Origin of the sequence: Halalkalibacter urbisdiaboli (assembly GCF_002156385.1) — a bacterium.
In the GTDB taxonomy this organism is placed as follows: Bacteria; Bacillota; Bacilli; order Bacillales; family Bacillaceae_D; genus Halalkalibacter_A; species Halalkalibacter_A urbisdiaboli.
This window is the reverse complement of record NZ_MVJM01000001.1, coordinates 314377-337023: the sequence shown is the minus strand read 5'-3', so window position 1 is coordinate 337023 and position 22647 is coordinate 314377. Positions and strand designations below refer to the sequence as shown.

Here is a 22647-nt window from a genome sequence, read left to right as displayed (position 1 = left end):
TTATAGAGACTTTGTCGACAAGCTGAAAGCGGCATAGCAGCTTTTTTTTAGCATTCAATTTTATCTGCAAAATGGATATCTTCTATTTCAATTAATGCCTCAAGTACGGTATCTTCCACTAATTTATCAACCGCAAGCATCATAATCGCTTCTCCGCCTTCTTTTTTACGACCGACTTGCATGGTTGCAATGTTTACATTATGTTCTGCAAGGAGTTGTCCCATCCGGCCGATAACACCTGGTCGGTCATTGTGTTGAATGTAAATTAGATGACCTTCTGGAACAAAATCAACGTTAAAACCATTTACATTCACAATACGAGCACCATATTCTTTAATGAAAGTCCCTTTAAGTTCAAACGTGCGTTCTTCACCTGTCACAACAGCATGAATAATATTAGAATACCCATATGTGCTATCAACATGTTTTTCACCGTAGTTAATTCCGCGCTCCTTTGCAATAAGAGAAGCATTGACATCATTAACAGCAGCATCGACTCGTGGCTGAAGGAAGCCAGCCATTAAACTTCTAGTTGTAATCGATGTTTCCAATTCTCTTACCGTGCCGCCATAGAATACTTCGATTTCTTGAACGGGTGTACGCATAACCTGTGAAAGAATGTTCCCCATTTTTTTAGCAAGCTCATAAAAGGGTTTAACTTTTTCATATACTTCTTTAGAAAGTGTTGGTAGGTTAATGGAATTAATAGCAGGCTGTCCTTGTAAAAAATTTAATACTTCTTCTGAAACTTGTGATGCGACATTTAATTGAGCTTCCTTTGTTGAAGCCGCAATATGTGGAGTAGCAATAACGTTAGGGAAAGCAATTAACTCACGGTCTGTTGCTGGCTCTTCTTCAAATACGTCAAGTGCAGCACCAGCGATATGCCCGTTAGATAAATAGTGCTTTAACGCTTGTTCGTCAATAATTCCGCCACGTGCACAGTTAACGAGAAATACACCTTTTTTTGTTTTGGCAATGTTCTTCATTCCAAGTAATCCTTTTGTTTCTTTCGTTAAAGGTGTGTGAACTGTAATAATGTCCGAGTTAGCTAACACTTCATCAAGTGTGGCAGGAGTTACGCCGATTTTTTCGGCACGTGCTTTTGTTAAAAACGGATCAAAGACGAGAAGTGGCATTTCAAATGCTTTTGCCCGCTGAGCGATTTGTGTACCAATACGTCCAAAACCAATAATGCCTAGCGTTTTACCACGAAGCTCAGAGCCCTGGAAACCTTTACGATTCCATTCACCTGCTTTAATGGAAGCACTTGCTTGTGGAATTTTGCGAAGTAATGAACAAATCATAGCAAAAGTGTGCTCTGCTGTAGATATTGTATTTCCGTCAGGAGCGTTAACTACGACTACACCATGTTTTGTCGCAGCCTCAAGGTCAATATTATCGACACCAACACCGGCGCGGGCAACAATCTTAAGGTTAGGCATTTGTGAAAGTACTTCTTCTGTTACCTTTGTTGCACTTCGCACAAGAAGAGCATCTATGGTCGAAAGGTCTTCCACATCATCAACATACTGCTCAATACATTCAACTTTGTCATTTTCGAGTAAAGGTTGTAAGCCTTCTTTACTCATGGCGTCTGAAACAAGAATACGGTATTTCGTCTTCAGATGGTTAGAATTCGTGTCTACAACAGTTTGCTCATTCATGTTCTGCCTCCTTATTGGCTTTTTTTTTCACTGTAAAACTAATCCGAAGCGTAGTCAATGGTAAACCAATTAAATTTGACAGCATTACAACAAAATAAGGGGGGAATGAAAATCCCCTTGAAAGTCACGCTAGGAAGCAGCCATGGCTCCGCACATTGCCTCAAGGGCACTGATAAAGGGAATGCTTTAGAATAGTTACTTCCCTCACTGAGTGTTGAGTTGACATAGAATGGTCTTGAAGATAACGGATTAAATCGTAGCCCACTCCTTCTTTTTCAGTAGACCAATTCAGAGGCTATCCAAAATGAACCAAACAAGTCTCAGGCAAACTCTAACTCTTTGAATTTGGTAATCATTCATATATTTTTTGATGACTAATCATATTAATCTATTTCCGTCAATTCTAGAACTATTTAAAAATCATATAAATGTAAGTGTGAAAGGAGGGAGTTTTGTGAATTATTCAGTAAGGCAAGGAGATACTGTTGCAAAGGTTGCGAATGCGTTTCAAATTCGTCCTTTTGATTTAGTATTATTTAATCCAAGATTAACCTCTGAACATGAGTATATTCAACCTGGGATGATTTTACATATCCCGAACACCCAAAATCCTCAACAGAAGCTAGATCTATTTGACCATAGACTAGAATTTGGGCCAAACGAGCTTGATGAGATGATACCAACATTTAAGAAACTAGGTGTTCGAGTAGAAGTTATTGGTTTTTCGGTTATGAAGAAGCCTATCTATGCTTTATCAATAGGCCGTGGTAAAAAGGAAATTTTTTATTCCGGTGGTTGGCACGCGAACGAGTGGCATACGTCTAAGTTTTTAACGAAGTTTGTTTATGAATTAGCTACTGCTTATGAGAGTCAAAACGATTGGTACGGCTATAACATAGTAGAGGTCCTTGAGAAAATTAAGCTTTTTGTCGTTCCACTTGTCAATCCAGATGGGGTCGAACTTGTTCAGCAAGGGATTTATTCTAATCATCCGTATTATGATGAAGTGGTACGGATAAATAAGGGTGAGACTCGTTTTGAACATTGGTCAAGTAATATTCGTGGAGTTGATTTAAATCATCAGTGGCCAGCGGGCTGGGAAATTGAAGCAAAGGAAAGTCCACAGACTCCTTGGTCTAGACATTATAGTGGCACCGAACCATTAACCGAGCCGGAAGTAAAAGCCGTTTATCGATTAAGTAAAAGGCTAGCCTTTGCCCATGTAGTAGCATTTCATTCTCAAGGGCAGGTCATTTATTGGGGTTATCGAGGTTTGGAGCCAGAGTGTAGTAAACAAATGGTTGAACGTCTTGCTCTTGTTAGTTCATATTTACCTGTGCATACGGCTGATAGTGATGGTGGCTACAAAGATTGGTTTATCCAAGAGACGGGACGACCCGGTTTTACAGTTGAGGTTGGCATAGGGACTAATCCTTTGCCAAATAAAGCATTTGCTGAAATTTGGTCAAATAATGTTCTCCTAGCATTAGAAGGTTTAGTCATCTGAAAATAAAAGTACAAAATATTTTAGGTCTTTGATTCCCTTTTTCCTCCTACACATTTTACCTTGCTAAACCGTACGATTCTGTTGCTTATTCTTGCGATCAACGGTACAATTTACGGTGTATTTATAGGAGAACGAGGTGGAGGCATTGGCGATTCGTCATGTACGTCCTAAAAAAGTATCAGAAATTGTGGCAGAGCAGTTAACAGAGATGATAAAGTCAGGTGAAGTTGGACCAGGTGATCGACTGGCTTCGGTTCAACAGCTAGCAGAGGATTTTAATGTAGGTCGTTCGGCAATTCGAGAGGCATTAAGTGCATTGAAGGCAGTTGGTCTTGTAGAAATTAGACAAGGGGAAGGCACCTTCGTTAAGCGAATTCATCATGATATTGCAAGTCTTGTCATCCCATCAGTTGAATTTATGAAGCAAGAGGATGTTAGACAGTTATTTGAAATTCGTAAAATTGTCGAAACTGGTGCAGCATCGTTAGCTGCTTTAAATCGGAGCAATGAAGATTTGTTGAAAATTGAAGCGATTCTTCATGAGATGAAGCGTGCAGAAGGTGATGGGGAGCTAGGAGAAAAGGCAGATGTCGAGTTCCATTTAGCGGTTGTTTCCGCTACAAAAAATCAAATGCTGAATCAATTTTTAGAGGTTGTTTCCGATACGATGCATGTAGCTCTAAGAGAAGCGAGAAAAGTATTTTTTTACTCAGAGCCTGAAAGGTTAACACAGCTTTATAATGAGCATTGGCATATTTATGAGGCGTTAAAAAATCAAGATGCAGACCGTGCTTACCAGATGATGATGATTCACATTTCAGGTGTTGAAAAAGCCATGTTTGATACTAGGAGTTAACATATGTTTAAGGGTCTTTTTGTTGACTATCACTGTATAACCATCAGCGTATTCACGTACCATTCTTATTTCGAGAATATTCCAATAGGTATTTAACCTTTGGGGATATTCTCTTTTTTACGACAAAATCTCTAAAAATTTTTGGAAAATTTACATTTCCTTAACAAATCCTTTAATTTTGATTGCTATATTTAACATATAGAAAGAAATTAGAGAAATAGAGAGAAAAGGAGACATCTGTATGGAAGTGCTGGAATTGATGGGAGAGAAGAGTGAAAAGGGATATGAACATCTTTATGATGTTGAATTGAAGCGAATCATTAAAGAGAAGCAGCTTCGCTCATATTACCAACCAATCGTTTGTTTAAATACAGCTAACATTGTTGGATACGAAGGGTTATCTAGGCCGGATAGTCGTAGTTTATTTTTAAATCCTTTAGATTTATTTACATATGCAGAACAATCGGACCAACTGTATAATTTAGAGAGAGTAACAAGAGAGTTAGCAATTGAGAGGAGCAGACCTTGGATCTCAGCTGACCAAAAGTTATTTATCAATATTAATTCGCATGTGATTTATGATCCGAATTTTACACCGGGATATACGAGTAAGCTTTTAGAAAAATTTAACCTTGAACCAAGTGATATTGTTTTTGAGATTACAGAAAGAAGTGCTATTAAAGACTTTAAGGCGTTTAAAAAAGTACTTACTCATTACCGGGCACAGGGTTATAAAGTAGCGATTGATGATGCGGGAGCTGGTTATTCCTCCCTTCAGGCGATTACTGAGATTGAACCTGATTACATAAAAATTGATCGTTCTCTCATTTCAGACATAGATAAGCTTCCAACGAAGGAAGCCATAGTACAAGCATTTATTACGTTTGCGAAACAAATGAATAGTAAAGTAATAGCAGAAGGAATTGAAACGAAAGATGAATTACTAACTTTAATGCGACTTGGGGTTGATTATGCCCAAGGTTATTTTTTAAGTCGCCCGCAGTTTCCAGGTGGCAAAATTAATGATATGACGAGTAAGCTAATTCAACGTCTGGCAGTTGAAGAATGCGAATTAGGAACGTTAAAAATCTTTTTTGAACAGTCGACTAGAAAAGATTTAGAGGAGTATTTTGCGCTTTATCCAGAGGAACAGAAGGTTGCGATGATTGAGCGCGGTCGGGTAGTAGGTCTCATTACAAAATCATCTTTAAATAAGTCAACCGTCCCGATGTATGGTAAAGTGTTAGCTAGAGGATTTCGTGAGCATATTCTGCAGGCAAATTGTTGCTAAAAAAAGGGAGGCCATGAATATGGCCTCCCTCGCTTTTTATTTATTCAAATTTTAGTGCATCTCCGTCAAATGATTCATCTGCAATTTTAATTGAATCAGTTGGACATCCTTCTTGAGCATCGATCATATCTTCTTCAAGCTCTTCTGGAATTACAGCCGTACCTTGGTTGTCATCAAGGATAACAAATGCAATACCTTCATCATCGTAATCATAAATATCTGGAGCAGCGGCGCCACAGGCTCCGCATGCAATACATGTGTCTTTATCGACAATTGTATATTTTGCCATGGTAAACCCTCCATTTTTTCTATGTCTTTTAGTTTCTCCCAAAGTATACAAAAGTGGTGCTTAGCCGTCCACTACTTCTTTAAGAGTATAACCTCTTTTCACTAATCTATTGTAAAGTGGAACGGGTTTTTTTTCAACAAATTGCAAACAAGTTTTCAATTAAAATGATTTATTATTATCATAAGTGAAACTGATTATACGTCAATAAAAAAGAATTTGTTACAATAAGAATAAAGAATTTTAGGTGATATAGAATGATAAAAATGACAGAAGCTCTTTTTTTAACGGTTATTGCTGCCCTTGGGCAAGAACGTTCAATTTATGGAGCGTATCATTTATTACAAGGGAAAAAATCAGCCCAAACGATACAAGATGGTCATTTGTTTTCGGTATTACCTTATTTCGGGCTCCTACCAGATTTGAAAAGAGATGATGTTCCAAAGATGGTTTTTGAGCTTGAGAAGAAGGGATTACTTAAAAGAATTGGAGAAGAGCACGTAGAGGTTCGAGATAAAGGGAACGAATTAATAGCTGAGTATCATCAACAACGGCCATATTTAAACGATCTCCAAGGCTGGTATTATCATCAACAAGCATCGACATTTTGGCTACGGTTCACTTTATATGTACAGACGCTGACTCATATGCAAGAGAATCATACTCGTTTTTTCCCGATTACACAAAATAAACGAATCCAACAATGGGTGAAGCAGAATCTACCTAGAACTAAACAAGAGAGGGCTGAAGAGTTGATGACGCTTTATCATGAATGTCAACAGTTCTTAATGCAATGTAAGGAAGAGCAGGCCTATTTATTTACTTATCAGCTTAGCAGTGTCATTCGTATAGGGGCTACATTAGAGCAAGTAGCTTATAAGTTGAAATTACCGAGTGATGAAGCGTATCTTCTCCACCAAGCTTGTTTGCATCAACTTTTGAAAATGATTGTAGATGAAAAAAACACCTATCCAGCCTTAGCAAAATTTGGTGCTGATTTCGCTGCTTTCATCCCATTAACTGATTCGGCAAAAGAAACGTTAAATTATTTAAAGCAAGGAATGACAGTTGAAAAAATAGCTAATATTAGGAAGCTTAAGCAGGCGACGATTGAAGATCATCTTGTTGAGGTAGCTCTATATGACCGAAGCTTTAATATTGATTATTTTGTTGACGTAAAAACACAGAAGGAGATTTATAGAGCAGCACATCACTTACATACACGGAAGCTCCGTGATATAAAACGTCAGGTTAGGGAAGAGGTAAGTTATTTCATGATTCGCCTAACGTTAACAAGGGGGGGGGTGCCAGATGAATCTTGAGGATGCATTATATACATGGTTTGGCTATTCCAGCTTCCGCTCAGGCCAAAAAGAAATTATTGAAGCGGTTTTGTCAGGAGCTGATGTGCTAGCAATGCTTCCAACGGGTACGGGGAAATCAATATGTTATCAGCTTCCGGCGTTGTTATCTGATGGCTTGATGGTTGTCGTTTCACCGTTATTATCGTTAATGGAGGATCAAGTTCAACAATTGAAAAGTGAGGGAATTAAAGCTGTAGCTGCAATTAATAGCTTTACAAATCCACGTGAGCGAGACATACTACTTCAGCAATTACACACGTATAAAATGATTTACACTTCACCTGAAATGCTACAATCTCGTTTGTTTCAAAATCGATTGCAACAAGTAAAGATTTCCTATTTTGTTATTGATGAGGCACACTGTATATCTCAATGGGGGCATGATTTCCGAACGGATTATTTACGCCTTTCTGAAGTAAGACAAGCGCTCGGTACACCTCCTTGTTTAGCGATTACAGCCACTGCAACAAAAGCTGTGCAAAAAGATATTGTAGAAAAGATGGAACTGAAGCAGCCTCAACTCTTCATTCATTCGGTAGACAGGCCCAACCTAGTCCTTGCTGTTGAATCGTTTGAAACACTTTCTGAAAAGGTAGAACGATTAAAAGAGGTGATAAAAGACTTGAAAGGACCTGGAATGGTGTACTTCTCGAGTCGGACGTGGTCAGAGAACATAGCTCTTTTACTTCAGCAAGAAGGTGTTGAAGGAGTTAGTTATTACCATGGAGGAATGACGAATGAAGATAGGCTCCTAATCCAGCAGCAATTTATGAATGGGCAGTTACAACTAATTTGTTGCACAAGTGCGTTTGGTATGGGGATTAATAAGAAAGATATCCGTTATGTCATTCATTTTCATTATCCGATTCAACTTGAGTCGTATGTTCAAGAAATAGGGAGGGCTGGTCGCGACGGTGAAAAAAGTCTTGCCCTTCTCCTATATTGTAAAGAGGATCGAAAATTAGCACAGTCACTGCTAGATAGGGAAAGCCTTCATGATGGCCATATTCGGTCCATTTTAAGCTTGTTAATTCAAGTATCACAATTAACAAAGGAGGAAGAACAGCGTATTTGTCAAGCAGCTTCATGCACCGAAACAGCGTGGCAAACGCTCCGTTTTCAATTAGAGCAAATTGGTGTTTTAAGAGGAAATAATGTAAGAAGATTTTCTATTGACGCTGTTTTCGAAGAGCTAAAGTATCAGTTTGAAAGCAGAAGAGCGGAAAAACAGAAAAAGTTGTATGAATTAGAGAAATGGATTGTTTCTTCTACCTGTCGAAGGGAGCAGCTTCTTACTTATTTTGCAGAGGAGAAACAGTTTGACCTTGAATGGTGCTGTGACCGTTGTGGATATGACTACAATGTTTTTATTGATAAACGTGAGCCTACTGTCGTAACGAAAGAAACGTGGCAGGAAGAGCTAGCACATGTGTTTCTCCAGAAAGGATGAACGTTGAATGAAACAACAGGATATACTTGCGAATATATCCGATCGTGATTTATTACTAAATGTATATGCCTCGCAAGGACTTATGTTAGTATGTGCTTTTATTGGTGGCTATTTTATTTTCTCAAGTTGGTCTGATATTTTAGGGCTAGTTTTTTTGGATTTTTGGGGTATATTTGTTATAGGTGGAGGGTTCGCTGTTTTAGTCGTTATCGTAAATATTCTATTGGCCCGTTGGCTTCCAGCCCACTTGCTTGATGATGGCGGGATTAATAGACGAATCTTTCGTTCTTTAACACTTCCTCAAATGCTAGTGCTTTGTACCGTCGTGGCCATAGCGGAGGAGGTATTATTTCGAGCTGTTATTCAAACTGGTTATGGACTTATTACTGCTAGTCTGATCTTTGCATTCATTCATTTCCGTTATATAAAAAAAGTGGTACTGTTTCTATCCGTGCTCATTTTAAGCTTTTCACTTGGACTGTTATTTGAATGGACTGGTAATATTCTCGTCACGATGTTTGCCCATTTTCTAATTGATTTTTTATTTGGTATTATGCTACAAAAAAACCTTTTAAACAGTCAAGCATAACTCTTTAGCCAATGCTAGATGATGCCGATAAAAGTAATGGGGGTGTATAAAGATGACAGATGAAATCGTACAGGACCAAGCAAAGAGCCTTCGAAAGCAAATGGAAATTCATCGTGATGAAGAAATAAAACGTTTACCATCCCGCAAAGAATATCATAAGCATAAACGTAAGAAAATGAAGGTAAAGATCACATTTCCGATCATTAGGCTATTGTTGATGCTGTTTCTTTTGCTAGTCATCGTTTTGGTTACGTCTCCTTATTGGATGAACTAAGGGTAATCGTTCTAACTACATCCTTGTCTACATAGATTATATAGGGGGGGTGTGAGTTTGGGAGAATTAAAAAAGTGGAAGCTAAATGAATCAGTAACTGGAGTCATTGAGGTTATGCTAGAGGAATTAATTACACGTAAGCATAAGCTTGAAAAACTAGAAAAAGCGAAAACGTGGTGGTCTTTATTAGTCATGTTTTGCTTAGCTGTTTTTTTATTTTTTGGTTATGAACATTTCATGAAAGGTTCGACGTATGGTGCGAATTTTTTGTCTATTTTATTTGAAAATCAACTATTACTCTTGTTAATCGTCGTCTTGGCAATCGGTTTATCGCAAGTCCGTTACTTTGAAAAGAAAGCGAAAAAAGCGGAAAAGGAATTCGATGCTCTACGAGAGGAATTTATCGATCGCTCCTCAGAACTTTGGGATGGGGATGAGGACTGGACGAACAGGCAAAATGTGTTTACTATGATGGAAAAAGAGTTTGAAATAAACTTGTTTTATAAATAAGAAGACACCTTTTTGGGATTGACTAAAAAAAGGTGTCTTTTCGATGTAGTAAGCTATGCAGTAAGGTTCGGTTGACCGAAAAAGAGATAAGATTCACGGCAATATCGTGTACCATTTACTTGAATGTAGGTATCGCCAAAGGATTCAATCTGTCCGAAGGCAACCGTTTCAAGCTTTTTCGAACAAAACACTTCAATAGGTAATCCAATACGTTGGTTAAAGGATAAATCTTGATTCGTTGCTAACGTTTTATCAGTAATCTTCGTAAGAATCAAAGCTATCACTCCCTTTGAAGCAATTCTAAGTTATGAAAGCGCTTGCTTATCTATAAATTCAGTATACCTTATTTTTCCTTTACTTTCAATTATTTGATAAGGGAATCTAGCAACAATTTTATAAAACGAAAATAGTTTCCTAATAGCCTATGTGATAATTGAAAATGTGTGAACGTAATTTTACCTGTTTATACGATTGACAAGATTCTAACTGAAAGAGCAATTGAATGCAAGTAAAACAAGCCATCGTTGTTCTTCATATTGTCACAATTATCACGTTTCTACTATTACTACCTATGTTACTATTTCAATAGTGAAAACATACATTTGTTAAAATAGGGAGTGTGGAATCATGACATTAGTACAAATTACGGCAGTGTTAGGGTTCGGTTTTATGGCAATGGTTTTAGCAATCGTTATGGCGATTGGTTTAATGAAATTTTCCGAGTTATCAGAATAATAAAGCCGCAAAGGGTGTGGCGGTAGCCGAGCGATATGCTCGGCTTATTTTTTGTTTCAAATAAATGTCATCAACCATGAATCCTTTATTTTCTTTTTGCGTTATCACAGGTAAAATAGAGTAAAAGGTTAGGAGGTTTGACCAATGATCGAAAACCTATATCAACGATTAGAAGAATGCTTTGGAGAAATGGTTGACCTTCGTCGTATGTTGCATCAAGAACCAGAGCTATCCTTTAAAGAAGAAAAGACACCGAGGATGATTGCCGATTATTTGGTAAAGCTAGGTGTTGAAGTAAAGTGCGGTGTTGGCGGTCGTGGGGTGGTCGGATACATAAAAGGCGGAAAACCTGGAAAAACGGTCGCATTACGAGCGGATTTTGATGCATTGCCGATACAAGAGGAAACTGGCCTCCCTTTTGCCTCTAAAAATCCTGGAGTGATGCATGCATGCGGACATGATGGGCATACAGCAACTCTTTTAGTAGTCGCGAAGGTGTTAATGGAGCATCAGGAAAAATTGCAAGGGACGGTCGTCCTTATCCATCAATTTGCAGAGGAAATTGCTCCCGGTGGTGCAATTGAGATGATAAAAGACGGTTGTCTTGATGGTGTTGATGCGATATATGGTACACATCTATGGTCGACGATGCCATTGGGGGATATTGGGTATTGTCCTGGACCAATCATGGCCGCTGCTGATCGTTTTGAAATCAAGGTTCATGGTCGGGGAGGGCATGGGGCATCCCCTCATGAAACAGTTGATGCTATTGCCGTTGCCTCTTCAGTTGTTCAAAGTCTACAACATATTGTTAGTCGTAACGTGAATCCACTTAAATCAGCAGTTGTTAGTGTAGGGGCATTTCATGCTGGTGGGCCATTTAACGTTATTGCTGATACGGCAACATTAATTGGTACGGTTAGGACGTTTGATCCTGAAATACAGCAATTGGTCATAGAACGGATCGAGCAAACAACGAAGGGGATTTGTGATGCAATGGGGGCAACGTATGCGTATAACTATGAAAAAGGCTACCCAGCTCTTGTTAATGATCCTGAAGAAACACGATTATTTGCTGAGTTTGCTGATGGAGTTCACCCTAATACTCATGTATATCAGATGGAACCGATTATGGGAGGGGAAGACTTTTCATATTATGTAAAGGAAGTTCCTGGTACGTTTTTCTTTACGGGAGCAGGAAATAAAGAAGAGGGAATCATGTACCCACACCATCACCCAAAGTTTGATTTCGATGAACGAGCAATGCTAATCGCTGCAAAGCTATTAGCTGGGAATGCCATTCGGTTTCTAGATAGAAACAAAGAGGTTCAACCGAAAGCAAAAACAAAGCTGTAACATTTAGATATAGTCTAGGTCGAAGGATTACGTAACCCACTGTGAGGAATCACCCATAGTGGGTTTTTTTAAAATTGGACGATCTGTTATAAAAAAATGAAACTATATATACAATTCCGTCGTTTCATAAATAGATAAAAAAACGATAGCCTTGTAAATTCTGATGGAATGCAAGGATGGGTGTACACCAATATCGGGGGTTAACGAAATGGAAGAAAAGTTGATTTTGCGCGCAAAGCAAGGTGATGATGCTGCATTTGGGCAGCTCATTGAAAACCATATAAAAACAGTAGAAAAATTTGCCTTTCAGCTAGGGGTGAATCAAGCAAGTGTCGAGGATGTCACACAAGAGGTGTTTATTAAAGTGTATCGTTTTCTTGATAAACACGATCGGGGGAAATTTACGACCTGGCTTTATTCAATAACGTTAAATGTTGTTCGTGATATGTATCGCCATGAGCAGCGTCAAAAACGAAAAACACTTGAATTAAAAAAACAAGTACCAGAAAAGATGTTTATTGAACATGGCTTTGATGAGGAAACACGCACACTACATGAATACATTCAAACATTGGACGATAAATACAAAATACCGATTATTCTTCATTATTTTCATGATCAAAGCTATCAAGAAATTGCTGAAGTTCTTGGGGTGACCGAGGGAGCAGTGAAAACAAGAATGCTCCGAGCGAAACAGCAGCTTAAAATGAAGTTTGAAAAAGTAGGTGAACAGCTATGAGCAATAACTTAGATGAAATAATGGGGAAATTAAAAAAGCAATATGATGAAATGCCGACAGTGTCATCGTCAGAACGGATTATGTCACAAATAAAAAAAGAAGTGAAACCGAAACGTAGAATCTTTTTTCGTCATTGGCAGGCGGTGGCGATGATTGTAGCTGCAATCGGGATAGGCTCTGTATTAACGTTAAATCAGCTTGACTTAGAAGGGGCACATAGTAATAGTGAAACATCGGATACAAGTAGTATTGGAGAGGCAACTGCATTAGAAGTTACGGAAACAGAGGAGGAAGAGCAATTTTTAAATCGAAGGACTGAAGAGGAGAATGATACAGCGCTGAAACATGATGTAGAGACAGATGAATCTAGTGAAAATGAAGCGGCGATTTTTGCTACAGGGATAACAGAACATAAAGAGTTTGCACTAAATAAAGAAGGACAGGACGAGACCATTACAGCAAAACGTGTGTCAGTTGAGCAGCTTGGCTTTGTAACATATGTTGATGAAAAGTTTGAAGTTGACCCTGTTGCTTCGAGGGAAGGCTATGCTTTGCAAATTTTTGCAAACTTCGGGGGAGGGCGGATTGAACCTCCTATTTTAACTGTGACAGAATATACCGATGCATTTTCTTCTGTTGCTGAGGTTCTTACTTTTATCCGAGAAGAAAATAAAAATTATGATATTACCGAGGATAAGCTGTTTACAATCCATCGTCCAGAGTTAATTTCAGAGGAGTTAATGGTTTTAGACACTGCGAATGCGCGTACTAAATATGTTGCTGTTATTGAACGAGAGGGACGTTATTTTATTCTTGAAACAACCCTAGTTGGGGAGTTAGAGGAAGCATTTCATGCTCACTTAAATTACATGTTAACGGAATTTACGTGGTCACAATAATCATCTGAAGTTCCCACTATGAGTGGTTCATGGTGGGAAAAGGTTGTCCAATGAGGTAATGCACCTCGTTGGACAACCTTTTTTTAGTGAGATAAAGAACATGGACTCATATTACGGTGCATATAATAGAGGACTATATTTAAAGGAGTCTGGGCTGTGGATGCATATGTTATTTATCGGAAATGTTTATTGCTAATTGCTGCATATGGTGGAATAACTGCAACCGCTACGATCTTTCCTACACCCCCAGTTTGGACGTTTTCACATGTGATCGGGGAGCTACTCTTTTCGCCGCATAAGCTGTTATTAGCCAGCTTATCCTTTATAATAGGGTTTTTGGCGTATTCCATTTTTGTTCAAGACGCTTGTCGCTATCTTTGGTCAATTAAGAGAGAGCCTTTGACCTTACTATTTATCGTTCTAGCAAGTCTTTCTTGGGTTCATCTGTTACTAAAGGGATGGGTACTTGCTGTCTTTGCGCTAAGCCTAGCGCTGACTTATGGTATAATGGACGTCAATTTAGAAAAAAGAGTGAAGTAATGACTAGGAGACGGTTTTTGTGAAGCTTATCGTTTTTTTTGTAGTTGGTATAGGTAGTTTGCTGCTTTTATATATGCTTATCGAAGCTCATCGAAATCGAATCCGTCATCAAGAGCTGGAAGTGAAAAATCTTCCCGAGTTGTTTGATGGGTTTCGGATTTATTTTATATCAGATGTTCACCGGAGACGGATTTCAGACAAGATGCTTAAGAAAATCGTAAAAAACTGTGATTTAATCATTATAGGAGGAGATTTACTTGAAAAGCGGGTACCGATTCAAAGGGTCGAGGACAATGTAAAGAAGCTTGTAGAAATCGCACCGACCTTTTTTATTTGGGGAAACAATGATATCGAGATTGATGGTACTAAGCTACGTGCGTGCTTTAAACGTAACGGTGTAGTTGAGTTAAACGATAGACTTATTGAGATTGAACGCGACTCGTCCTCATTAGCATTTGTTGGAGTGCATCATGAAAGATTTAGGAGTTGCCATTTACAACTATATGAGAAAGCGGGACATTATGATTGTTGCATCTTATTAAGTCATTACCCTGAGGTTATTGATTATTTACCTATTCAACACCCTTTTTCTCTAATCCTAAGCGGGCATACTCACGGAGGGCAAATTAGGTTGCTAGGTTGGGGGCTGGCTGAAAAGGGTGGAATCAAGTGTAGAAAGGGACTCGTTCAATTGATAAGTAATGGATACGGGACGACAGGTCTGCCCCTTCGACTTGGTGCACCTGCCGAAACACATCTCTTAACATTGCGAAAAAAGCCGACATAGCTTATACAAAGTTTACACAAAGTTTTGGTTTCGCTATACTATCCAATAGAAACGGCGGTACGGAGCGTGAAATTAACTCCGTAATAGGGGGTAGTAGAATATGGCGTCAAGAGAAGGGAAATATAATATTAAAGCAATTTCAAAAATGCTTGGTATTCAGCCAGGGACACTACGAGCCTGGGAGCGTCGTTATCAAATTGTTGAACCGATTCGGAATCAAGCCGGCCACCGACTCTATTCTGATGAACATGTAGCGATTTTACGATGGTTAATTGATAAAGTAAACAAAGGTTTTACAATTGGACAAGCTGTTGGGTTATATGAGAAGGGAAATGTTTCGCTTCAAACTAGTGACGGAATAGAACTAGTCGACCATTCGATTCAATTGTCAGACGACATTTTAACAGCACTGCTTTTATTCGAGGAAAATAAGGCTAACCTTTTGTTGAATCAGGCTTTTAGCTTATTTACAATTGAAAAAGTCACCATTGATATTCTTGGTGCATTACTTGTAAAAGTAGGGCAAATGTGGGAAACCGAAAAAATCTCTACAGCTCATGAACATTTTGTTACATCGTTTCTACGAACGAAAATAGGCATGGTTTTTCAAAGTCTTCCGATTGACGGATATTTACCAAAAGTTTTGGCAGTATGCGGGCCAAATGAAACTCACGAGCTTGGTCTCCTTATTTATACTTTATTTCTCCGCAGAAAAGGGTTTGAAGTCATATATTTAGGAGCAGGAATCCCAAATGAGGATGTAGAACTTGTTTTACGGGAAATTGGCGCTAAAATGTTTTTTACATCCTGTACAATGCGCAAAAACCTTCAAAAAACATTACAATTACTTGATATTTTAAAGGAAGAGTTTCCTTCATTACTGATTGGAGCTGGTGGCTTTGCCTTTGATGAAATGTCAGAGGAATCAAAAAAACAATATAACAAGTATTTAGTCGGTCAGTCGAAACAGGAATGGGAGCAGTGGATGAGAGAACATTTTCATCAATTTTAGTATGTTTGGCATATTGATCAAGAACCTTCTTTTATGTCCATACATACCGTATTGTAAGAACTGCTTTTTACGGAACGAGCTTGGAGGAAGGGGCTCGGAAAAAGGAGGGTCATCGATGCGTCTTGAACGTTTGGCCATGAATAAATTTAAAGTGTTTTTAACGTTTGACGATATGAAAGAACGTGGTATAACAAAAGAAGATTTGTGGCAGGATGTACCGAAAGTTCATGATTTATTTCGAGATATGATGCACGAGGCTGATGATGAATTAGGCTTTAAAGTAGACGGTCCAATCGCTGTTGAAGTGTTTGCGATGCCCGCACAAGGTATGGTGTTTATTGTGACAAAGGGCAATCCCGATGAAGACTTTGATGATGATTTTGAAGAAGGATACATTGAGATGCAAGTTACACTTGATGAAACAGATGATGTGTTTTATGCGTTCAAGGATTTTGAGGATGTCATTGAACTTTCAGCAAGGCTTTATCCTTTCGGCGTAGTTGGAGGAACTCTTTACTCCTTTGAACAGGCATATTATTTAAGGTTTGAGGATTATGATCTTGAAGGAATCGAGGAGGAAGCCTTTATCGCGCTTTTATCCGAATTCGGAAGCCCATCAACGATAACAACATACCGAGTAGAGGAATACGGAAAGTGCCTAATGGAACTAGAGGCCGTCTACCGCATATACCATACATTTATTAAATAGCCGCAAGGATTTGCGGCGGCAGCCAAGCGGTTTGTGCTTGGCTCATGTTTTAAATAGCCGCAAGGATTTGCGGCGGCAGCCAAGCGGTTTGTGCTTGGCTCATGTTTTAAATAGCCGCAAGGATTTGCGGCGGCAGCCAAGCGGTTTGTGCTTGGCTCATGTTTTAAATAGCCGCAAGGATTTGCGGCGGCAGCCAAGCGGTTTGTGCTTGGCTTATTTTCTTGTTTAAGAGGAGAAAAAAGCGCCCGAAAAGTTATTCTATGGTACAATATTTGAGACTAGTTCCATTTAGAGTATAGGCGAATATACTAGTAATACATACTGCATTGTAGGAGTGATCCAGCTATGAGAATTGCCGTTTTATACGGAGGAGTTTCCGCTGAACGTGATGTTTCTTTATCCTCGGGGAAAGGAATTATCGCTGCATTAGAAAAAAAAGGGCATAAGGTTATTGGGATCGATTTTCACCCAAATAAATTAAATGAATTGTTAGAGCTTGATGTGGATATGGTATTTATTGGACTACATGGCCGTTTTGGAGAAGATGGCAAGGTTCAAGCCATGCTAGATATGCTTGATTTGCCTTATGTAGGCTCAGGTGTTCAAGGTTCAGCTTTAGCAATGGATAAGGCGAAGGCTAAAGTGTTTTTTGCCCGTGAAGGGACACGTGTTGCAAAAGAACAAGTGCTATATAAACATCATTATAAGCGTGAGTCATTTGAAACGTCGATTCCGTTTCCGGTTGTTGTGAAACCTAATCAGGAAGGGTCTACAATAGGGCTAACAATTGCTGAAGATCAGGAAGCATTGTTAAATGGCATTGATGAGGCGTTTCGTTTAGATGAAACAGTCCTGCTCGAGGAGTTTATAGCTGGTAAAGAGGTAACAGTCGCGGTGATGGGGAACCGAGGTTCAGAAAAAGCATTGCCTGTTGTAGAAATCGTTCCTAAAAATAAATATTATGATTATGAATCAAAATATGCTGCTGGTGGGAGTGAACATTTTGTACCAGCAAGACTAACCGAAGAGCAAACCGCATACGTTCAAAAACATGCCGTACTCGCTCACCAGGCTTTAGGCTGTAACATATACTCGCGTGTAGATTTCATTGTACCTGAGGATGAAACAGATCCTGTCATTCTTGAGGTGAATACTTTGCCTGGAATGACACCGACAAGTTTATATCCTGACGCGGCTCGAGAAATTGGTTTATCTTATGAGGATATGGTTGAAAAACTAATCCACCTTTCATTAAATAAGTAAAAGACTACAAGAATTTGTCACAGACGGTACGATAGGGACTTTACCTTTTCGTGCCGTTTCTTTTCGTGAAAACGTCAAAAAGGTAATAGCGTCTTCTAGTTTAGCTGCTGGTAAAATACAGCTTCATTCTTTATAGTAGACGAAGGAAGCGTTACTACATAATGATGGTTTGATTGATTTACATTTTTGAGGTGAAAAAGATGGATGAAAAAGAAAAGCAATTGGATAAACTAGATGTGTTTGCTTCTACACAAAAGGTTATCAAAAAAGCCTTAGATAAGCTAGGGTATCCTAATGAAATGTATGAACTTATGAAAGAACCGATTCGAATGTTAACAGTTCGTATTCCAGTAAGAATGGATGATGGTTCTACGAAAATCTTTACTGGATTTCGTGCTCAGCATAATGATGCTGTCGGGCCAACAAAAGGCGGTGTTCGTTTTCACCCAAATGTGACCGAGAAAGAGGTAAAGGCACTCTCGATTTGGATGAGCTTAAAGGCAGGGATTGTCGATCTACCGTATGGTGGTGGAAAAGGTGGGATCATTTGCGATCCACGACAAATGTCTTTCCGTGAGCTTGAGCGCTTGAGTCGAGGCTATGTTAGGGCTATTAGTCAAATTGTTGGGCCAACGAAGGATATTCCAGCCCCAGATGCTTTTACGAACTCACAAATTATGGCGTGGATGCTCGATGAATATAGTCGTATTCGTGAATTTGACTCTCCAGGGTTTATAACAGGTAAACCAATTGTATTAGGAGGTTCACACGGAAGAGAATCAGCAACGGCAAATGGGGTAACAATTTGCATTAAAGAAGCAGCAAAAAAGAAAGGCCTGAACCTAGAGGATGCGCGTGTGATTATTCAAGGGTTTGGAAATGCGGGCAGCTTCTTGGCCAAATTTTTGCATGATGCAGGAGCACTCGTTGTTGGAATTTCAGATGCGTACGGTGCTCTATATGATCCCGAAGGTCTTGATATTGAATATTTACTTGATAGGCGAGATAGTTTCGGGACAGTAACGAAGTTGTTCAAAGAGACGATGACTAATGAGGAGCTCTTAGAGCAGGAATGTGATATTCTTGTTCCGGCTGCGAGCGAGAACCAGATTACAGAAGATAACGCTCATCAGATAAAAGCGAGTATTGTTGTTGAAGCAGCAAATGGGCCAACGACGATTGAAGGTACGAACATTTTAACAGAACGAGATATTCTCCTAGTCCCAGATGTTCTAGCTAGTGCTGGTGGTGTGACGGTCTCATATTTTGAATGGGTTCAAAATAATCAAGGGTATTATTGGACCGAAGCAGAAGTTGAACGAAAGCTTGAGGCTGTAATGATTCAGGCATTTGATAGTACCTATCATTTAGCGCGTTCAAGAAAGGTCGATATGCGACTTGCCGCTTATATGGTTGGTGTTCGGAAGATGGCTGAAGCATCTCGTTTCCGTGGCTGGATTTAATCTGGTATAATTAAACAAAATGAATCTCCCTTGTATCATGTGATGCAAGGGTTTTGAACGTTATGAAAAAGTAGGTGGAGAGATGAAAAAGGAAACGGTTATTATTATCGGAGGAGGTCCTTGTGGCTTAGCTGCAGCCATTGCTTGTATGAAGAAAGGATATGATCCGCTCGTTATTGAAAAGGACCAAATTGTAAGTGCAATTTATCGCTACCCGACACACCAAACTTTTTTTAGTACTAGTGAGAAGTTAGAAATTGGGGATGTGACCTTCGTCACCGAAGAACGAAAGCCTAAACGGAATCAGGCGCTTGTCTATTATCGTGAAGTGGCAAAACGTAAAAAAATCCGTGTGCATCCGTATGAGAAAGTGACAGAAGTCGTGCAGACTAACGAGCATTTCCTTGTAAAAACTGAAAAAGGCGAATATGAAGCTCGTTATGTGATTATTGCTACTGGCTACTATGATTCACCAAATATGATGGGAGTACCAGGTGAAGATTTGGACCATGTCTTTCACTATTTTAAAGAAGCTCATCCGTATTTTAATATGGATGTTGTTGTCATTGGTGGGAAAAACTCAGCAGTTGACGCAACGTTAGAGCTTGAAAAAGCCGGTGCAAGAGTTACTGTTTTATACCGTGGAAGTGAATATTCCTCAAGTGTTAAGCCTTGGATTTTGCCTGAGTTTGACTCATTAGTGAGGCATGAAAAAGTGAAAATGGAATTTAAGGCAAATGTGAAAGAAATAACAAAAAATGAAGTGATTTATACTGTAGATCAGCAGCAAAAAAGAGCTAAAGCTGATTTTGTATTTGCGATGACAGGGTACCACCCTGATCATTCTTTTCTAAAGAAAATGGGTGTAGAAGTGGATGATGAGTCAGGTCGACCACGTTTTAATCCAGAAACGATGGAAACGAACGTAAGTGGATTATTTATTGCTGGTGTTATTGCAGCAGGAAATAACGCGAATGAGATCTTTATCGAAAACGGACGTTTTCATGGAGAATTTATTGCCGAGGAAATTTCTAGAAGGATGTAGTTGTTTTTAAAGAAGAGATAGGCAGAGATTGGGGGAAGGCTGTGAATTATGAAGGAAAACAAATCTCATTTTTAAAAGGATTAACTTTTCTTCATCTAGGAGGAAAAGCGGTTTTCTTACCGTTTTTACCGTTATTCTTACATGTAAAAGGCTTTAGTGCAGTTGAGATAGGAACAATTATGGGGGTTGCACCGTTAATTAGTATTGTGGCACAGCCTGTTGTTGGATTTATAAGTGATAAATATAAAACAATAAAAGGAATCTTAGTCTTACTTTATATTAGTGTAATTGCAACGAGTTTTGGAATCTTTTTTACAGAGAACTTCTGGTTTGTTTTTTTATCGTTTTTATGTATGCATTTTGCTTTGTCACCATGTACCCCGCTTATTGACAGTATAAGCCTAAAAAGTCTTGGGAGTCAGAAGCATGAGTATGGGAAAATTCGACTTTGGGGCTCACTTGGCTTCTTTTTTATCGCTATTATTTCAGGGCCAATCTTAGAAAGGATTGGGATAGAGCAACTCTTTGTTCCTTTTTTTGTGACAACGTTGTTAACGATACTAATGCTACTATTTTTGAAGGAGCAAGATCGTTCAAGTAAGCCAGTGCATTTAAAAACTGCTAGTACTCTTTTAAAAAATCGTGTATTTATGGTCTTTTTAGGTCTTTGTTTACTTGTACTAATCCCACATCGCGTTAATGATACGATGATCGTTCTTCACTTAGAAGGGTTAGGAGCAACTACATTTTTAATAGGCCTTGCTTGGGCATTGGCTGCATTAAGTGAAGTTCCTATTTTTTATTATTTATCTAAAAAAATTACGGCGTATAATGAGCTCTTACTACTCAGTCTTGTAGCCATAATGTACACGATACGGTGGGCTCTTTATGCAGTCATCAGCTCAGCATATCTTATTACCTTTCTACAAGTTTTACAAGGTGTCACATTTGGCCTCTTTTGGTTAATTGCCATGCAGATGGCGGTTAAAACGGTTCCAGAACATTTACGAAGTACAGGTCAAGCATTGTTAGCGTCTGTTTGTTTTGGTATTGGTGGGGCAATAGGAGGCACAGGGGGAGGCTGGCTCCTTGAACAGTTTGGTTCACAGTTTCTTTATCAAATGATGGCGTTTGTAACCTTGATGGCCTCAGTACTGATTTTCTTATTTTATGTTCGCTATCATCGTAATAAAAATGAGAATCACTTTTCAAAAAGCGTAGGGCTGTAGATGAGAGAAAAGACGGTGTCCTAATAGGTCTGTTTATGACCGTTTAGGACACCTTTTCACTTATGAGTTTAAGTAAGAAATAACTTTTGCAGTTTCTCTTGATCAGATGTCATCTCTAAGGCGACCAATAATTTCAAACGTGCCTTTTGTCCACTTAGACCGTTTGTAAAAATGACACCGAGTTTCTTTAGCGCTCGACCTCCACCTGGATAATCGTATACGTCTTGGACTATACCACTAACAGAACGAGAAACTAGAATGACTGGTACTCCTTTGTTGATTAATTGTTCTAGCGAAGCAGTTAGGTTTGGTGGAATATTACCTTGACCGAACGCTTCAATAACCAGTCCATCAATATGAGGGGCGATCGCTTCGATGATCTGTTCATCCATACCGGTATACACTTTTAATAGAGCAACGTTTTTCGTTAATTTATCAACTGGCAGGCTATCAAATTCTAGCGGAGTATGATGAAAATGGACTCCCCGTTTTGTAATAATGCCAATCGGTCCGTATTGTGGACTTTTAAAGGTTGCAATATTGCTTGCGTGCGTTTTTGTTACATTTTTTGCAGTGTGGATTTCATCATTAAAAACAACAAGTACCCCTTTTCCCTTTGCTTCATCACTTGCTGCGGTTCGGACAGCGGTAATAAGATTATGAGGACCATCAGAACCGTATTCATTACTAGATCTCATCGCACCTGTAAAGACGACTGGCTTTTGCCAATCTAATTGCAAGTCTAAAAAGTAAGCAGTTTCTTCAAGTGTATCTGTGCCGTGTGTAACAACAACCCCATCAAACTGTTCTTTTTCAGCCCGTTCCTTAAGTTGTTCTGCTAATTGCAACATGAGTGGTGGTGTCATGTGTGGCGATGGAATATTTACAAAGTCATCAACAATGACAGAAGCAATGCTTGAAAGCGATTCGATTGTGGAATATAATGGGTTTACAACATTAGGCTGAACAGCCCCATGGTCATTCTCACTCATCGAAATGGTTCCACCAGTATGTAAAACTAGAATTTTTTTCATCATTGAACACCTCTTTTTTTAAAGTATTAATTTCTTCGTTTG

23 protein-coding genes are annotated in these 22647 nt (G+C 38.9%); 19 read left to right on the top strand and 4 right to left on the bottom strand.

From position 1 onward, the window contains the following. Positions 1-47: 47 nt before the first annotated feature. On the bottom strand, positions 48-1667 hold the full coding sequence (gene serA, locus B1R93_RS01690) for a phosphoglycerate dehydrogenase (protein ID WP_088102258.1): 1620 nt from the start codon (positions 1665-1667) through the stop codon (positions 48-50). A 454-nt stretch (positions 1668-2121) separates the two neighbouring features. Here serA and B1R93_RS01685 point away from each other — a divergent pair, with 454 nt between their 5' ends. The 3 genes from B1R93_RS01685 to B1R93_RS01675 all read left to right on the top strand — a co-directional run bounded on the left by B1R93_RS01685 (position 2122) and on the right by B1R93_RS01675 (position 5321). Continuing rightward, positions 2122-3174, top strand: a complete 1053-nt coding sequence (locus B1R93_RS01685; protein ID WP_088102257.1) for a M14 family metallopeptidase — start codon at positions 2122-2124, stop codon at positions 3172-3174. A 136-nt stretch (positions 3175-3310) separates the two neighbouring features. Continuing rightward, positions 3311-4030, top strand: a complete 720-nt coding sequence (locus B1R93_RS01680; protein ID WP_245308167.1) for a FadR/GntR family transcriptional regulator — start codon at positions 3311-3313, stop codon at positions 4028-4030. A gap of 241 nt (positions 4031-4271) precedes the next feature. Continuing rightward, positions 4272-5321: an EAL domain-containing protein gene (locus tag B1R93_RS01675; protein ID WP_088102256.1), complete on the top strand. Its 1050-nt coding sequence runs from the start codon at positions 4272-4274 to the stop codon at positions 5319-5321. A 40-nt stretch (positions 5322-5361) separates the two neighbouring features. On the opposite strand, the gene B1R93_RS01670 is transcribed toward B1R93_RS01675, so the two are convergent. Then, entirely contained in the window at positions 5362-5610 is a 249-nt protein-coding gene (locus B1R93_RS01670; protein ID WP_088102255.1) for a ferredoxin, read from the bottom strand. Between the two features lie 254 nt (positions 5611-5864). Here B1R93_RS01670 and B1R93_RS01665 point away from each other — a divergent pair, with 254 nt between their 5' ends. The 5 genes from B1R93_RS01665 to B1R93_RS01645 are packed head-to-tail and all read left to right on the top strand — an operon-like array spanning position 5865 to position 9794. Further along, a complete protein-coding gene (locus B1R93_RS01665) occupies positions 5865-6929 on the top strand; it encodes a YpbB family protein (RefSeq protein ID WP_088102254.1) in 1065 nt (354 codons plus the stop codon). Continuing rightward, a complete protein-coding gene (locus tag B1R93_RS01660) occupies positions 6919-8421 on the top strand; it encodes a RecQ family ATP-dependent DNA helicase (RefSeq protein WP_088102253.1) in 1503 nt (500 codons plus the stop codon). The genes B1R93_RS01665 and B1R93_RS01660 overlap by 11 nt, the downstream gene beginning before the upstream one ends. A 7-nt stretch (positions 8422-8428) precedes the next feature. After that, a complete protein-coding gene (locus B1R93_RS01655) occupies positions 8429-9010 on the top strand; it encodes a CPBP family intramembrane glutamic endopeptidase (protein WP_088102252.1) in 582 nt (193 codons plus the stop codon). Positions 9011-9062: 52 nt separating this feature from the next. Next, positions 9063-9284 carry a hypothetical protein gene (locus tag B1R93_RS01650; protein ID WP_088102251.1) on the top strand — a complete coding sequence of 74 codons (222 nt, stop codon included), beginning with the start codon at positions 9063-9065 and terminating at the stop codon, positions 9282-9284. A gap of 57 nt (positions 9285-9341) precedes the next feature. Next, entirely contained in the window at positions 9342-9794 is a 453-nt protein-coding gene (locus B1R93_RS01645) for a DUF2663 family protein (protein ID WP_088102250.1), read from the top strand. A 53-nt stretch (positions 9795-9847) separates the two neighbouring features. On the opposite strand, the gene B1R93_RS01640 is transcribed toward B1R93_RS01645, so the two are convergent. Continuing rightward, complete coding sequence (locus tag B1R93_RS01640) at positions 9848-10078, bottom strand: hypothetical protein (protein ID WP_245308166.1); 231 nt, start codon at positions 10076-10078, stop codon at positions 9848-9850. A gap of 595 nt (positions 10079-10673) precedes the next feature. On the opposite strand from B1R93_RS01640, the gene B1R93_RS01635 reads away from it, so the two are divergent. The 11 genes from B1R93_RS01635 (at position 10674) to B1R93_RS01585 (ending at position 21571) form a co-directional block, all read left to right on the top strand. Beyond that, on the top strand, positions 10674-11885 hold the full coding sequence (locus B1R93_RS01635; RefSeq protein WP_088102248.1) for a M20 family metallopeptidase: 1212 nt from the start codon (positions 10674-10676) through the stop codon (positions 11883-11885). Between the two features lie 208 nt (positions 11886-12093). After that, positions 12094-12624 carry an RNA polymerase sigma factor gene (locus B1R93_RS01630; RefSeq protein WP_088102247.1) on the top strand — a complete coding sequence of 177 codons (531 nt, stop codon included), beginning with the start codon at positions 12094-12096 and terminating at the stop codon, positions 12622-12624. Further along, the gene (locus B1R93_RS01625) at positions 12621-13523 is read left to right on the top strand and encodes a hypothetical protein (protein WP_088102246.1); all 903 of its coding nucleotides are present in this window, start codon (positions 12621-12623) and stop codon (positions 13521-13523) included. The genes B1R93_RS01630 and B1R93_RS01625 overlap by 4 nt, the downstream gene beginning before the upstream one ends. A gap of 156 nt (positions 13524-13679) precedes the next feature. Then, entirely contained in the window at positions 13680-14063 is a 384-nt protein-coding gene (locus tag B1R93_RS01620; RefSeq protein ID WP_088102245.1) for a hypothetical protein, read from the top strand. A 19-nt stretch (positions 14064-14082) separates the two neighbouring features. Then, positions 14083-14850: a metallophosphoesterase gene (locus B1R93_RS01615; RefSeq protein WP_088102244.1), complete on the top strand. Its 768-nt coding sequence runs from the start codon at positions 14083-14085 to the stop codon at positions 14848-14850. Positions 14851-14950: 100 nt separating this feature from the next. Then, positions 14951-15862, top strand: a complete 912-nt coding sequence (locus tag B1R93_RS01610; protein WP_088102243.1) for a MerR family transcriptional regulator — start codon at positions 14951-14953, stop codon at positions 15860-15862. A 115-nt stretch (positions 15863-15977) separates the two neighbouring features. Further along, positions 15978-16571, top strand: coding sequence for a genetic competence negative regulator (locus B1R93_RS01605; RefSeq protein WP_088102242.1), 594 nt, complete (start codon positions 15978-15980; stop codon positions 16569-16571). Between the two features lie 345 nt (positions 16572-16916). Continuing rightward, positions 16917-17834, top strand: a complete 918-nt coding sequence (locus B1R93_RS01600) for a D-alanine--D-alanine ligase family protein (RefSeq protein WP_088102241.1) — start codon at positions 16917-16919, stop codon at positions 17832-17834. Positions 17835-18034: 200 nt separating this feature from the next. Further along, the gene (locus B1R93_RS01595) at positions 18035-19297 is read left to right on the top strand and encodes a Glu/Leu/Phe/Val family dehydrogenase (protein WP_088102240.1); all 1263 of its coding nucleotides are present in this window, start codon (positions 18035-18037) and stop codon (positions 19295-19297) included. 82 nt (positions 19298-19379) lie between these two features. After that, complete coding sequence (locus tag B1R93_RS01590; RefSeq protein WP_088102239.1) at positions 19380-20342, top strand: YpdA family putative bacillithiol disulfide reductase; 963 nt, start codon at positions 19380-19382, stop codon at positions 20340-20342. Positions 20343-20383: 41 nt separating this feature from the next. After that, positions 20384-21571: an MFS transporter gene (locus tag B1R93_RS01585; RefSeq protein WP_088102238.1), complete on the top strand. Its 1188-nt coding sequence runs from the start codon at positions 20384-20386 to the stop codon at positions 21569-21571. 68 nt (positions 21572-21639) lie between these two features. Here B1R93_RS01585 and B1R93_RS01580 read toward each other — a convergent pair whose 3' ends face one another. Then, on the bottom strand, positions 21640-22605 hold the full coding sequence (locus tag B1R93_RS01580) for an asparaginase (RefSeq protein ID WP_088103362.1): 966 nt from the start codon (positions 22603-22605) through the stop codon (positions 21640-21642). Positions 22606-22647 lie beyond the last annotated feature (42 nt).

Excerpts from the sequence above, each read along its gene's own strand:
- B1R93_RS01605 (WP_088102242.1), top strand. The coding sequence starts at position 15,978 with ATGCGTCTTGAACGTTTGGCCATGAATAAATTTAAAGTGTTTTTAACG.
- B1R93_RS01635 (WP_088102248.1), top strand. The coding sequence starts at position 10,674 with ATGATCGAAAACCTATATCAACGATTAGAAGAATGCTTTGGAGAAATG.
- B1R93_RS01610 (WP_088102243.1), top strand. The coding sequence starts at position 14,951 with ATGGCGTCAAGAGAAGGGAAATATAATATTAAAGCAATTTCAAAAATG.
- B1R93_RS01660 (WP_088102253.1), top strand. The coding sequence starts at position 6,919 with ATGAATCTTGAGGATGCATTATATACATGGTTTGGCTATTCCAGCTTC.
- B1R93_RS01670 (WP_088102255.1), bottom strand. The coding sequence starts at position 5,610 with ATGGCAAAATATACAATTGTCGATAAAGACACATGTATTGCATGCGGA.
- B1R93_RS01600 (WP_088102241.1), top strand. The coding sequence starts at position 16,917 with ATGAGAATTGCCGTTTTATACGGAGGAGTTTCCGCTGAACGTGATGTT.
- B1R93_RS01580 (WP_088103362.1), bottom strand. The coding sequence starts at position 22,605 with ATGAAAAAAATTCTAGTTTTACATACTGGTGGAACCATTTCGATGAGT.
- B1R93_RS01630 (WP_088102247.1), top strand. The coding sequence starts at position 12,094 with ATGGAAGAAAAGTTGATTTTGCGCGCAAAGCAAGGTGATGATGCTGCA.
- B1R93_RS01675 (WP_088102256.1), top strand. The coding sequence starts at position 4,272 with ATGGAAGTGCTGGAATTGATGGGAGAGAAGAGTGAAAAGGGATATGAA.
- B1R93_RS01650 (WP_088102251.1), top strand. The coding sequence starts at position 9,063 with ATGACAGATGAAATCGTACAGGACCAAGCAAAGAGCCTTCGAAAGCAA.
- B1R93_RS01625 (WP_088102246.1), top strand. The coding sequence starts at position 12,621 with ATGAGCAATAACTTAGATGAAATAATGGGGAAATTAAAAAAGCAATAT.
- B1R93_RS01590 (WP_088102239.1), top strand. The coding sequence starts at position 19,380 with ATGAAAAAGGAAACGGTTATTATTATCGGAGGAGGTCCTTGTGGCTTA.
- B1R93_RS01595 (WP_088102240.1), top strand. The coding sequence starts at position 18,035 with ATGGATGAAAAAGAAAAGCAATTGGATAAACTAGATGTGTTTGCTTCT.
- B1R93_RS01655 (WP_088102252.1), top strand. The coding sequence starts at position 8,429 with ATGAAACAACAGGATATACTTGCGAATATATCCGATCGTGATTTATTA.
- serA (WP_088102258.1), bottom strand. The coding sequence starts at position 1,667 with ATGAATGAGCAAACTGTTGTAGACACGAATTCTAACCATCTGAAGACG.
- B1R93_RS01665 (WP_088102254.1), top strand. The coding sequence starts at position 5,865 with ATGATAAAAATGACAGAAGCTCTTTTTTTAACGGTTATTGCTGCCCTT.